Annotated in this window: 13 protein-coding genes; 11 read left to right on the top strand and 2 right to left on the bottom strand. The window is 62.2% G+C overall.

The features are described 5' to 3' along the window. Nucleotides 1-3 precede the first annotated feature (3 nt). Nucleotides 4-639, bottom strand: a complete 636-nt coding sequence (locus FHT75_RS21735) for a LysE family translocator (RefSeq protein ID WP_018447409.1) — start codon at nt 637-639, stop codon at nt 4-6. Between the two features lie 166 nt (nt 640-805). On the opposite strand from FHT75_RS21735, the gene radA reads away from it, so the two are divergent. From radA to FHT75_RS21715, 4 genes are all read left to right on the top strand, one after another. Continuing rightward, nucleotides 806-2,206, top strand: a complete 1,401-nt coding sequence (radA, locus tag FHT75_RS21730) for a DNA repair protein RadA (RefSeq protein ID WP_028756957.1) — start codon at nt 806-808, stop codon at nt 2,204-2,206. A 90-nt stretch (nt 2,207-2,296) separates the two neighbouring features. After that, on the top strand, nt 2,297-2,923 hold the full coding sequence (locus FHT75_RS21725; protein ID WP_028756958.1) for a CvpA family protein: 627 nt from the start codon (nt 2,297-2,299) through the stop codon (nt 2,921-2,923). Nucleotides 2,924-3,071: 148 nt separating this feature from the next. Next, a complete protein-coding gene (gene purF / locus FHT75_RS21720) occupies nt 3,072-4,562 on the top strand; it encodes an amidophosphoribosyltransferase (RefSeq protein WP_028756959.1) in 1,491 nt (496 codons plus the stop codon). A gap of 90 nt (nt 4,563-4,652) precedes the next feature. Next, nucleotides 4,653-5,393 (top strand): SDR family NAD(P)-dependent oxidoreductase, encoded by a 741-nt coding sequence (locus FHT75_RS21715; RefSeq protein ID WP_028756960.1) that lies wholly within the window; start codon nt 4,653-4,655, stop codon nt 5,391-5,393. 25 nt (nt 5,394-5,418) lie between these two features. Here FHT75_RS21715 and FHT75_RS21710 read toward each other — a convergent pair whose 3' ends face one another. Continuing rightward, nucleotides 5,419-6,168, bottom strand: a complete 750-nt coding sequence (locus FHT75_RS21710; RefSeq protein ID WP_028756961.1) for a GH25 family lysozyme — start codon at nt 6,166-6,168, stop codon at nt 5,419-5,421. A 298-nt stretch (nt 6,169-6,466) separates the two neighbouring features. Between FHT75_RS21710 and cysS the strand changes: the two genes are divergently transcribed. The 7 genes from cysS (at nt 6,467) to rarD (ending at nt 13,127) form a co-directional block, all read left to right on the top strand. Then, complete coding sequence (gene cysS / locus FHT75_RS21705) at nt 6,467-7,858, top strand: cysteine--tRNA ligase (protein WP_063474254.1); 1,392 nt, start codon at nt 6,467-6,469, stop codon at nt 7,856-7,858. Next, a complete protein-coding gene (locus FHT75_RS21700; RefSeq protein ID WP_063474253.1) occupies nt 7,855-8,331 on the top strand; it encodes a GFA family protein in 477 nt (158 codons plus the stop codon). Before cysS ends, FHT75_RS21700 begins: the two co-directional genes overlap by 4 nt. Then, nucleotides 8,328-8,816, top strand: coding sequence for a GFA family protein (locus FHT75_RS21695; RefSeq protein WP_063474252.1), 489 nt, complete (start codon nt 8,328-8,330; stop codon nt 8,814-8,816). Before FHT75_RS21700 ends, FHT75_RS21695 begins: the two co-directional genes overlap by 4 nt. Continuing rightward, a complete protein-coding gene (locus FHT75_RS21690) occupies nt 8,813-9,289 on the top strand; it encodes a GFA family protein (RefSeq protein ID WP_028756965.1) in 477 nt (158 codons plus the stop codon). Before FHT75_RS21695 ends, FHT75_RS21690 begins: the two co-directional genes overlap by 4 nt. Further along, the gene (gene pip, locus FHT75_RS21685) at nt 9,286-10,245 is read left to right on the top strand and encodes a prolyl aminopeptidase (RefSeq protein ID WP_028756966.1); all 960 of its coding nucleotides are present in this window, start codon (nt 9,286-9,288) and stop codon (nt 10,243-10,245) included. The genes FHT75_RS21690 and pip overlap by 4 nt, the downstream gene beginning before the upstream one ends. Nucleotides 10,246-10,409: 164 nt before the next feature. Further along, entirely contained in the window at nt 10,410-12,023 is a 1,614-nt protein-coding gene (gene cimA / locus FHT75_RS21680) for a citramalate synthase (protein WP_047616297.1), read from the top strand. A gap of 189 nt (nt 12,024-12,212) precedes the next feature. Next, nucleotides 12,213-13,127: an EamA family transporter RarD gene (rarD, locus tag FHT75_RS21675; protein ID WP_063474251.1), complete on the top strand. Its 915-nt coding sequence runs from the start codon at nt 12,213-12,215 to the stop codon at nt 13,125-13,127. Nucleotides 13,128-13,221 lie beyond the last annotated feature (94 nt).

Raw genomic sequence — 13,221 nt, 5'->3', positions numbered from 1 at the left:
CCGTCAACGGCTGCTGAGCGCAAGGCGGACGCCGAGCGCCACGAAAAGCGCGCCGAGGCTGCGATCGAGCCATAGCCCGACTTTCTGATTATGCCTGAGCGCATCGGCAAGGCGCCCGCCGAGAAGGACGAGCGGCGGCTCGATGAAGGCAGCGACGACAATGATGAGCCCGCCATGCAGCAGGAGTTGGGCCCATGCCGGTCCTGCCCCTTCGACGACGAATTGCGGCAGGAAGGCCAGGAAGAAGATCGCCACCTTCGGATTGAGCAGCGACACCAGGATTCCCTGCCGGTAGATCCTTGCGACCGGCATTTCTTCACCGGCAGCCTTTATCAGTCCATTGCCGCCGCCGGCGCGCAACGCCTGGATGCCCAGCCAGACGAGATAGGCGGCGCCGATCCATTTGACCGTCGAGAAGGCGGCGGCGGAAGCGGCAAGCACGGCGGAAAGACCGAGTGCCGCCATCAGCACGTGCAGGCAGGCGCCAGACCAGACGCCGAACAACGCGGAAAAACCGGCACGTTTTCCGCCTCTCATCGTGTGACCGAGGATGAAGGCGATGTCGGGGCCGGGCGAGAGGTTGAGCAAAACCGCAGCCGACAGAAATGCAAGCCAGTGCGCGAGCGAATAATCGAACATCTTCCACCGTTCCGGATAAGCAGAGAACAAAGGATAGGCACGGCGCGCGCTGATGGGGAAATCATTAGTTTTGATCCGTCGCGATAGCCATTATCTCAAGCACGACAATGATTCGATGAAGCGGCGCGTCTGCTTGCCTCGGGAATCCGGACTGAAAGAGTAATTGATGGCGAAGGCCAGGACACAATTCATCTGCCAGAATTGCGGCACGGTTCATAACCGCTGGGCCGGCAAATGCGAAAACTGCGGCGAGTGGAACACCATCGTCGAAGAGGACCCGATGGGCGGGATCGGCTCCGGTCCGGGCAAGACGCCGAAAAAGGGCCGCCCGGTGGCGCTGACGGCGCTATCCGGCGAGATCGAGGAGGCGCCGCGCATCCACACCGCCATGTCGGAGCTCGACCGGGCGCTTGGAGGCGGCTTCGTGCGCGGCTCGGCGGTGCTGATCGGCGGCGATCCCGGCATCGGCAAATCGACGCTGCTGATGCAGGCGGCCGCCGCCCTTGCACGGCGCGGCCACAAGATCATCTACGTCTCCGGCGAAGAAGCCGTGGCGCAGGTCCGGCTGCGGGCGCAACGCCTCGCGGCGGCCGATACCGACGTGATGCTGGCGGCCGAAACCAATGTCGAGGATATTCTCGCGACCCTCGCCGAGGGCAAGCGGCCGGACCTCGTCATCATCGATTCCATCCAGACGCTGTGGAGCGAACTGGCCGAATCCGCGCCGGGAACGGTGACGCAGGTGCGCACCGGCGTGCAGGCGATGATCCGTTTCGCCAAGCAGACGGGGGCCGCCATGGTGCTCGTCGGGCATGTGACCAAGGACGGGCAGATCGCCGGCCCGCGCGTCGTCGAGCACATGGTCGATGCCGTGCTCTATTTCGAAGGCGATCGCGGCCATCACTACCGCATCCTGCGCACGGTCAAGAACCGCTTCGGCCCGACCGACGAGATCGGCGTCTTCGAAATGTCCGACAAGGGCTTGCGCGAAGTCGCCAATCCCTCGGAGCTCTTCCTCGGCGAGCGCAACGAAAAATCGCCAGGTGCTGCCGTCTTTGCCGGCATGGAAGGCACACGTCCGGTGCTCGTCGAGGTGCAGGCGCTGGTGGCGCCGACCTCGCTCGGCACGCCGCGGCGCGCCGTGGTCGGCTGGGATTCGGCCCGGCTATCGATGATCCTGGCCGTGCTCGAAGCCCATTGCGGCGTCCGGCTCGGCCAGCACGACGTCTACCTCAACGTTGCCGGCGGTTACCGCATCACCGAACCGGCGGCCGATCTGGCCGTCGCTTCGGCGCTCGTTTCCTCGCTTGCCGGTATTGCCCTTCCTGCCGATTGCGTCTATTTCGGCGAAGTCAGCCTGTCGGGCGCCATCCGGCCGGTTGCGCACACCGCCCAGCGCCTCAAGGAAGCCGAGAAGCTGGGTTTTTCCGCAGCATTGCTTCCATCCGCCTCCGCCGAATTGCCGAAGGGTTCCGGCGGGCGCTGGAGCGAGGTCGAAAGCCTGCCGGATCTGGTCGCGCGCATCGCCGGGTCGAAGGGGGCGTTGCGTGTGGAAGACGAGGTTTGATCCTTTCATTGCCAAGATTGGTGATGATATAGGAGGCACACGATAAGGCACGACACGGCCGCCAAGCGGCAGTCCTGGAGTTGAATTTACATGCCCATTACGATTTTCGACGGTATTGTCATCGGCGTCGTGCTCTTCTCCGCCGTGCTGGCGATGGTCCGCGGCTTTTCGCGCGAGATCCTCTCGATCGCGAGTTGGGGCGGTTCGGCGGCGGCGGCCTATTACCTCTATCCCTACCTGCTGCCCTATGCGAAGAAATACACCGATGACGACCGCATCGCGATCATCGGTTCGGCAGCGGTCGTCTTCCTGATCGCGCTCATCGTCATCTCCTTCATCACGATGAAGATCGCCGATTTCATCATCGACAGCCGCGTCGGCGCGCTTGATCGCACGCTCGGTTTCCTGTTCGGGGCAGCCCGCGGCGTGCTGCTCCTGGTCGTTGCCGTCGCCTTCTGGAACTGGCTGGTCGATGTCGATCACCGCCCGGCCTGGGTCAACGAAGCCAAATCGAAACCCTTCCTGGATTCGATGGTCGTGAAGCTGAAATCGGCTCTGCCGGAGCAATTTGCCCAGATGATACCGGCGAGCATCCGTGATAAGCTTCAGCCGCAGGCACAGGGCACTGAGGGTACCACGCCGCCGACGGGCGACCAGGCTCCAGCGGAAGACGCACCGAATGCGCCTGCAGACGGCGCACAGCAGCCGGCGAATTGACACAGTGTTCAAGAGCTTGACCCGCCTTAAGGCAATTGCCATTTGAGCGGAATGTGAATGAGGGTCCGGTCGGGCATTCCAGCTCCGCCGGGCTTCCGTTATTTCTGGAAATGCCGATCCATTCTTGTGAGAGCAGAGGCCCGCAGAAATGAACCAGTCCCATGCCATCCCGACCGACGATCCGCTCGACGGAGATACGCTGCATGAAGAATGCGGGGTATTCGGAATTTTGGGACATCCCGATGCCGCAGCGCTCACGGCGCTTGGCCTGCATGCGCTTCAGCATCGCGGACAGGAAGCGGCCGGCATCGTCTCCTTCGACGGCAAGCGCTTTTATCAAGAGCGCCATATGGGCCTCGTCGGCGACCACTATACCAATCCGATGACGCTCGCCCGCCTGCCGGGCAGCATGTCGATCGGCCATACGCGCTACTCGACGACAGGCGAAGTGGCCATGCGCAACGTGCAGCCGCTCTTTGCCGAACTGGAAGAAGGCGGCATCGCCATTGCCCATAACGGCAATTTCACCAATGGCCTGACGCTGCGCCGCCAGATCATCGCCACCGGCGCCATCTGTCAGTCGACCTCCGACACGGAAGTCGTCCTCCACCTCATTGCCCGCTCGCGCCATGCGTCCACATCCGACCGCTTCATCGATGCGATCCGCCAGATGGAAGGCGGCTATTCGATGCTCGCCATGACGCGCACGAAGCTGATTGCCGCCCGTGACCCCACAGGCATCCGCCCGCTCGTGCTGGGCGAACTCGACGGCAAGCCGATCTTCTGCTCGGAAACCTGCGCGCTCGATATCATCGGCGCCAAGTTCATCCGCGACGTGGAAAACGGCGAAGTCGTCATCTGCGAAATCCAGCCCGACGGCTCGATCAGCATCGATGCGCGCAAGCCCAGCAAGCCGCAGCCGGAGCGCCTCTGCCTGTTCGAATATGTCTATTTCGCCCGGCCGGATTCGGTCGTCGGCGGCCGCAACGTCTATACGACGCGCAAGAACATGGGCATGAACCTCGCCAAGGAATCGCCCGTCGATGCCGACGTGATCGTGCCGGTGCCGGATGGCGGCACGCCAGCAGCGCTCGGCTATGCCCAGCAGAGCGGCATTCCCTTCGAATACGGTATCATCCGCAACCATTATGTCGGCCGTACCTTCATCGAGCCGACGCAGCAGATCCGCGCCTTCGGCGTGAAGCTGAAGCATTCGGCCAACCGGGCGATGATCGAAGGCAAGCGAGTGGTGCTGGTGGACGATTCCATCGTGCGCGGCACGACCTCTCTCAAGATCGTCCAGATGATCCGCGAAGCCGGCGCGCGCGAAGTCCATGTCCGCGTCGCAAGCCCGATGATCTTCTTCCCGGATTTCTACGGCATCGACACGCCCGATGCCGAAAAGCTGCTGGCAAACCAGTATGCCGATGTCGAAGCCATGGCCAAATATATCGGTGCGGATTCGCTGGCTTTCCTGTCGATCAACGGGCTTTACCGCGCCGTCGGCGGCGAGGATCGCAATCCGGCCCGGCCGCAATTCACCGATCACTATTTCACCGGTGACTACCCGACCCGCCTACTCGACAAGAACGGCGAGTCGATGGGCAACAAGCTTTCGATGCTTGCCAGCAACGGCTGACAAGCAACGGCTGACCGGGGCCGGCTTTCCTATCATCCATCCCGGAGGGGTTCACCGCACCCCTCTCCCTTCGTCGGGGAATACGACATCATGAACATCAATCTTGAGGGCAAGATCGCACTCGTCACCGGCGCGTCGCGCGGCATCGGCTATTTTACGGCGCTGGAACTGGCCAAAGCCGGCGCCCATGTGATTGCCTGCGCCCGCACGGTCGGCGGGCTCGAGGATCTCGACGATGCGATCAAGGCCGTCGGCGGCACGGCGACGCTCGTGCCCTTCGACCTTGCCGACATGAATGCGATCGATGCGCTCGGCGGCTCGATCTTCGAGCGCTGGGGCAAGCTCGACATCCTCGTCGCCAATGCCGGCGTGCTCGGCGTCATTTCGCCGATCGGCCATATCGAAGCGAAAGTGTTCGAGAAGGTGATGAGCATCAACGTCACCGCGACATGGCGGCTGATCCGCTCGGTCGATCCGCTGCTCGCCCGTTCCGATGCCGGCCGAGCGGTCATCCTGTCTTCAGGCGCTGCCCATAAATGCCGCCCCTTCTGGGGCGCCTATTCTGCCTCCAAGGCCGCCGTCGAGGCGCTGGCGCGCACATGGGCGGGCGAAAGTCAAAGCACACCGCTGCGGATCACCAGCGTCGATCCCGGCGCGACACGCACCGCGATGCGGGCGCAGGCGGTCCCCGGCGAAGATCCGCAGACATTGCCGCATCCATCCGAAGTGGCGAAGGCGATCCTGCCGTTGCTCGGTCCCGGAGTAACGGAGACGGGCAAACTGTTTATGGTGCGGGAAAACAAGCTCGTCGATTACCGGCTGCCGGAATAGAAAGACGCGCGGCGCTATAGACGTCTCACTTCGCAGCAACGGCCGGGAACAGATGCGCCAGGCCCGTTTCCGACGGGCATAGGACGTTGAGATCCACCGGTCCCTGAATGCCGTCCAATGTGCCGTTATCGGCAAATTGCCAGATCGACCAACGGCTGCATTCTTCCTGCCTCGGCTCCCTGAACACGCTTCGCAGCCACAGGTAATGATCGGGGAAGCGGGATTCATTGCCTTTCAGATATTGATCGAAGAATTCCTGCGTGACGTAAAAGATAGGCTTTTCGGGAAAGGTGACTTTCAGTTCGGCGAAGAAGGCGCTCACCTCGGCCGCCATTTCCTCGAGCGTCGGGACTCTGTTGCAATTGCCGACAAACTCCAGATCGACGGCGATGGGCAGGGTTCCCTGCTCCTTCGGCACGGTCGCCAGGACATTCTGCGCCTGATCCCTGCCCGGGCGGCAGAAGGTGAAGAAATGATAAGCGCCCCTGACCACGCCGGCATCTCTGGCGCGCTGCCAGTTGTCGGCGAATTTGGAATCCCGATGATCTCCCCCTTCGGTCGCCTTCATGAAGGCGAAGCGGACATTCGCCTGCGTAGCGACCGCCTTCCAATCGATATCACCCTGGTGATGGCTGACATCGATGCCTTGGATCGGATAGCTGTCGAGAGAGGGATTGTTGAAGCGAAGCATCCCGAAATCGTATGCCAGATATGCCGCGAATGCGACCACCAGAATTGCAGTTGCTCCGATCGTCGATCGAGCCAGTTTCCGCATCCCTTCCCCCCAATTTTCGACAGCTTCTCATCTGGCTATGCGAGATTTGCGCCGCGAAAATGGCAGAATCGGATGGATGGATCCTGTTGCCGCCGATCGCTCTTCGTCCCCCTTGACCGGAAGCGCGAACCGGGCCATAAAACCCGCCATGAAAACGGTTATCTGCATTATCTGCCGGAAGATTATTCGCTAGCGCGAGCGCTGGCCCGGCCGTTTTCGTCTCCCAAATAGTCAAGATGCGAAACGCCCCGGTCCGCCGGTCGCATTATTTTTCTGATCGTGCCTTTGGGAGAGTGGAATGGACGCGACGCCGGAACTGAAGCTGTACAACACGCTGACACGGGAAAAATCGGTGTTTTCGCCGATCGATCCCGACGCTGTCCGCATGTATGTCTGCGGGCCGACCGTCTATGACTTCGCTCATATCGGCAATGCCCGGCCGGTCATCGTCTTCGATGTGCTGTTCCGGCTGCTGCGTCATGTCTACGGCAAAGACCACGTCATTTACGCCCGCAACATCACCGACGTCGATGACAAGATCAATGCGCGCGCACTTCGGGACCACCCGGGCCTGCCACTCAATGAGGCGATCCGCGCGGTCACCGAAAAAACCGAAACGCAATTTCACGCCGATGTCGCCGAACTCGGCTGCCTGGAGCCGGATTTCGAACCGCGCGCCACCGACAACATCGCCGAGATGATCGAGATCATCGAGAAGCTGATCGGTAACGGCCATGCCTATGTCGCATCGGGCGAAGTGCTGTTCGACACCAAATCCATGGCGGATTACGGTCAGCTTTCGAAGCGTCCGCTCGACGAGCAGCAGGCAGGTGCGCGCATCGCCGTCGACGCGCATAAGAAGAACCCGGGCGATTTCGTGCTCTGGAAACTGTCGAGCCACAACGAGCCCGGCTGGGAGAGCCCGTGGGGCCGCGGCCGGCCTGGATGGCACATCGAATGCTCTGCGATGAGCAAGCGTTATCTCGGCGATGTCTTCGACATTCACGGCGGCGGGCTGGACCTGATCTTCCCGCACCATGAAAACGAGATCGCCCAGTCGCGCTGCGCCCATGGTACCCAAGTGATGGCGAATGTCTGGATGCATAACGGGTTCCTGCAGGTCGAAGGCCGCAAGATGTCGAAATCCGAAGGCAATTTCGTCACCATCCACGAATTGCTGCACACGGATACTTTCGGCGGCCGCCAATGGCCGGGCCAGGTGCTGCGCCTTGCCATGCTGATGACGCATTACCGCGAGCCGATCGATTTCTCGATCAAGCGACTGGAAGAGGCCGAACGTCTGCTCGCCAAATGGCCGGCCACAGAAGCCGGCGACGCGGCGCCCGATGAAAGCGTGCTGAATGCGCTGGCGGACGATCTCAACACGGTGGCGGCGGTGCAGGCATTGCATGCACTGGCGCAGGCCGCCCATACGGATCCCGCCGTGGGCGCCACCTTTGCGGCAACGGCCGACCTTCTGGGCCTGCTGCCGAAAAAGATGGAGATCGACGAAGCCGTCGCATCGGCGATCGATGCGCTGGTCGCCATGCGTCTCGAAATGCTGAAGGCGAAGAACTTCACCGAGGCCGACAAGATCCGCGACGAACTGACGGCAAAGGGTATCCAGCTGAAAGACGGCAAGGATCCGGTGACAGGCGAGCGCGTGACGACGTGGGAGGTCAAGAGATGACCACCTACACCGGCGGCTGCCAATGCGGGACGATCCGTTTCCGGGTCAGCGGGGACATCAAGGATTCGTCGATCTGTCATTGCCGCATGTGCCAGAAGGCGTTCGGGGCTTATTATGCGCCGCTGGTCTCGGTGCGCGGTGCCGATTTCGAATGGACCCGCGGAGAGCGGAAAAGATTTCGCTCTTCCAATTTCGTCGAGCGCGGCTTCTGCGGCGATTGCGGCACGCCGCTCACCTACGAAGCGCCGGATGGAATGGCGATTGCCGCGGGCGCCTTCGACGATCCTTCGGCGTTTCCGCCGCTGGTCCAATTCGGCGTCGAGGGCAAGATCGGTTTCGTCGATCATCTGCACGAATTGCCGGGGCACAGGACGGAGGAGGATGTGCAAGCCGCTCCCTTCCTGCTCGAGCTTGTCTCCTACCAGCATCCAGATCATGAGACGCAGGCATGCCCCCCCAAGGAGCTCGAATGACGACGGAAACGGACAAAAGCGGCGGGTGCCAATGCGGGGCGGTGCGTTACCGCGCCAAAGGCGAACTCGGCTATCCCCATCTTTGCCATTGCCGCATGTGTCAGAAGGCGGCCGGCAATTATTTCATGCCGCTGGCCGGCGTGAAGCGCAGCGATTTCACCATGACGCGCGGCGCGCCAAAATGGTTCCAGTCCTCGGATCTGGTGCGGCGCGGTTTCTGCGGCGATTGCGGCACGCCGCTGTTCTACGACATTCCGGGCGAAGACTTCATCAACCTCACGCTCGGCTCGCTCGACGAGCCCGACGCGGTCAGGCCGGTGGCGCAATCGAATACCGGCCAGAAGATGTCCTGGTTTCATGCGCTGGACGGCCTGCCGCTCGAACCGGAGCCTGAGACGCCCGACCGCGAGAATGCGATCGCGGCGAGCAATCATCAGCACCCCGACCACGACACGAAAAGCTGGCCTTTCGGAGAGACCTCATGACGGACACGATCAAGACAGGCGGATGCCAGTGCGGCGCCGTGCGCTTCCGCATCTCAGGCAAGTTGGGGCGTCCCTCGATCTGCCATTGCCGCATGTGCCAGAAGCAGTTCGGCGGCTTTTTCTCGGCGCTCGTCACCGCGCCTGAGGAAGGCATGGAGTGGACGCGCGGCGAGCCGAGCTACTTCCAGTCCTCGGTCAATATCGATCGCGGCTTCTGCAGCAATTGCGGCACCCCGATGACCTATCGTCATCCGGGCGGACTGGAGCTTGCGATCGGCACCTTCGACGACCGCAGCGACCTCGCACCGCTGATCCAGGTCAACTACGAGGCCCGCCTGCCCTGGGTCGAGGAAATCTTCAAGGCGCCGGTGCTGAAGGATCAGGATTTCTACGCCCGGCAGGAGGCGATCATCTCCTTCCAGCATCCCGATCACGACACAGAAGTCTGGCCCGCGAAAGGCGTGAAGATATGACCGAGATCCTGCGCACGCTCTATCCGGAAATCGAACCCTATGCGTCCGGCCATCTCGATGTCGGCGATGGCCATGTGATCTATTGGGAGCGCTCCGGTACGCCTGGCGCCAAGCCCGCCGTCTTCCTCCATGGCGGTCCGGGCGGCGGTTTTTCGCCCGCACACCGCCGGCTTTTCGATCCCGCGCTTTACGACGTCATGCTGTTCGACCAGCGCGGTTGCGGCAGGTCGACGCCGCATGCGGATCTCAATGCCAACACGACCTGGCACCTCGTCGCCGATATCGAGCGGCTGCGCGAAATGGCCGGCGTCGACAGCTGGCAGGTGTTCGGCGGCTCCTGGGGTTCTACGCTGGCGCTCGCCTATGCCGAGACGCATCCGCAGCACGTGTCCGAGCTCATCCTGCGCGGTATCTACACGCTGACCAAGGCCGAGCTCGACTGGTACTATCAATTCGGCGTCTCGGAAATGTTCCCGGATAAGTGGGAGCGCTTCATCGCTCCCATTCCGCCGGAAGAGCGGCATGAGATGATGCATGCCTATCATCGCCGCCTGACGCACGAGGATAGGAAGGTGCGCCTCGAGGCCGCGCAGGCCTGGAGTATCTGGGAAGGCGAAACGATCACGCTGCTGCCCGAACCTTCGACGAGCGGCAAGTTCGAGGAGCCGGAATTCGCCTATGCCTTTGCGCGCATCGAGAACCATTTCTTCGTCAATGCCGGCTGGATGGACGAGGGACAGCTGATCCGCGATGCCGGCAGGCTCAAGGATATTCCCGGCGTCATCGTGCATGGCCGCTACGACATGCCCTGCCCGGCTAGATATGCCTGGCAGTTGCACAAGGCCTGGCCGAAGGCGGAGTTCCATCTGATCGAGGGTGCGGGCCATGCCTATTCGGAGCCCGGGATTCTCGATCGGCTGATCCGGGCGACGGATCAGTTTGCCGGGAAGGCATAAGCCACACCGTGAAGCCCCCCTCACCCTAACCCTCTCCCCGAGGGTAGAGGGGACAAGGCGAACGACGTGGCTACCCTTCTCCCCTCGGAGAGAAGGTGCCCGTAGCGCGGATGAGGGGGCATCCGCACGACAGAAACAACACCCGCTTGGCGGGAGGAAACGACATGAAAGAACGCATCTATCTCTTTGACACGACGCTCCGGGACGGGCAGCAGACGCCCGGCATCGATTTCTCCGTCGAGGATAAGATTGCGATCGCCGCCATGCTGGACGAGTTCGGCCTTGATTATGTCGAGGGCGGATATCCCGGCGCCAATCCGACGGATACTGCCTTCTTCGGCGAGAAGCGCACCAGCCGGGCCAGTTTCGTCGCCTTCGGCATGACGAAACGGGCAGGCATTTCGGTGTCCAACGATCCCGGCATTGCGGGGCTCTTGCAGGCCAAGAGCGACGCCATCTGTTTCGTCGCCAAGAGCTGGGACTATCACGTCGCGGTGGCGCTCGGCTGCACCAATGAGGAAAACCTCGAATGCATCGGCGAAAGCGTCAAAGCGGCGGTCGGCGCCGGCAAGGAGGCGATCGTCGATTGCGAGCATTTCTTCGACGGCTTCAAGGCCAATCCGGCCTATGCGCTCGCCTGCGCCAAGACGGCCTATGAGAGCGGCGCACGCTGGGTCGTGCTCTGCGATACCAATGGCGGCACGCAGCCCCCGGAGGTGCGGGCGATCGTCGAGGCGGTGATCGCCTCGGGTGTTCCCGGCCACTGTCTTGGCATCCATGCACATAACGACACCGGCCAGGCGGTCGCCAATTCGCTTGCCGCAGTCGAAGCCGGCGTCCGGCAGATCCAGGGCACGCTGAACGGCATCGGCGAGCGCTGCGGCAATGCCAATCTGGTGACACTGATCCCGACCTTGGCGCTGAAGAGCGCCTACAATACACGTTTCGAAACGGCGATTGACGAGGAGCGGCTGCTCAACCTCACCCGGCTCTCGCATGCCTTCGACGAGTTGCTCAACCGCTCGCCCGATCACCAGATGCCCTATGTCGGCGCTTCCGCCTTCGCCACCAAGGCCGGCATCCACGCCTCGGCGCTGCTCAAGGATCCGCGCACCTATGAACATGTGCCGCCGGAAAGCGTCGGCAATTTCCGCAAGGTCATGGTGTCGGACCAGGGCGGCAAGGCAAACTTCATCAATGCGTTGAAACGGCGCGGCATCGAGGTCGCCAAGGACGATCCGAAGCTCGACCTGCTGATCTCGATCGTCAAGGAACGCGAGGCGACGGGCTATGCCTATGAGGGCGCGGATGCGAGCTTCGAGCTGCTGGCGCGCCGCACGCTCGGCACGATCCCCGAATTCTTCACCATCGACGGCTTCCGCGTCATGATCGAGCGCCGCTTCGACAGTCTTGGCCGTGTGAAGATCGTCTCGGAAGCGGTGGTCAAGATTACCATCGACGGCCAAACGCTGATGTCGGTTGCCGATGCCGAAGGTCCCGTCAACGCGCTCGACCTCGCGCTGCGCAAGGATTTCGGCAAGTACCAGCACGAGATCGACGATCTGGTGCTCGCCGATTTCAAGGTGCGTATCCTCAATGGCGGCACGGAGGCGATCACCCGCGTGCTGATCGAATCCACCGACAGCGACGGCGTGCGCTGGTGGACGGTCGGCGTCTCGGAGAACATCATCGACGCTTCGTTCCAGGCGCTGATGGATTCAGTCATCTATAAGCTGATGAAGAACCGGCAGCTGGCGGGCAAGATCGCGGCGGAATAAGTCTATTCCGCCGGTTCGGCGACAAGACCCATCCAAATACCGTTCGTCCCCTTCGGGCGTCGCCGCGGCCAATGCCGGCCGGCGTCTTGCGCTTCAGATCTTCTCACCCTTCATTCAACGAAATGAATTGGCCTATTCACGGCGCTTAAGCTAGGCCGGATCAGAAGAAGAACAAAGATGGAAACACCGATGTCGACCGATGCATCCCTTCCGTTGGCCAAGAACGAAGACAGTCCGCGCGGGTTCGCCTTCGCGCTGACGGCCTATCTGCTCTGGGGCTTCCTGCCGATCTACATGAAGGCGGTGGCGCATATTTCGCCGGCCGAGGTGATCGCCCATCGCATCGTCTGGTCGCTGCCGCTGGCAGGCCTAGTGCTGGTCGTGCTCGGACGCACCGGGGATATCCGTGCCGCGCTCCGCTCGCCGCGCATGCTGGCGATGGGGGCGCTGACGGCGTCGCTGATCACCGTCAACTGGGGCACCTATGTCTGGGCGATCGGCGCCGGCCATTCGCTCGATGCGGCGCTTGGCTATTTCATCAATCCGCTGTTCAGCATCTGTCTCGGCGCGGTGATCCTCAAGGAAAAGCTGCAGCCGCTGCAGATGGCGGCGATCGGACTGGCAGCCCTCGCCGTCGCCGTTCTCGCGCTGGATAGCGGCGGCATCCCGTGGGTGGCGCTGACGCTGGCAATCAGCTGGGGTTTTTATGCCCTGCTGCGCAAGACGCTGCCGCTCGGGCCGAACCAGGGCTTCTTCCTCGAAGTGCTGATCCTGAGCGGCCCGGCCCTGCTCTATATCCTCTATCTCGAATTCGGCAGCGGCCAGGGTCATCTCTACCGCACCGGCCTCGCCGACACGACCCTGCTGCTCGGCTGCGGCGTCATCACCGCCGTGCCGCTGATGATCTATGCGAACGGCGCCAAGCTCCTGAAGCTCTCGACGATCGGCATCATGCAGTATATCGCGCCGACAATGATCTTCCTGATCGCGGTTTTCGTCTTCCACGAGCCACTCGGCACGGCGCGCATGATCGCCTTCCCGCTGATCTGGGCGGGGCTGTTCCTCTATAGCTGGTCGATGCTGAAGGGGAGCCGCGGACGCTGAAGCGCCAAATGGCGTCGCGTCAAACCGGAGTCACGCGACGCGCTTCAGGTCTTTGTTCTATGCATGCCGTTGTCCCAAAACCGCTGGGGCGACC

It is taken from the genome of Rhizobium sp. BK112 (assembly GCF_014193215.1).
GTDB lineage: Bacteria > Pseudomonadota > Alphaproteobacteria > Rhizobiales > Rhizobiaceae > Rhizobium > Rhizobium anhuiense.
This window is presented reverse-complemented; position numbering and strand designations above follow the sequence as displayed.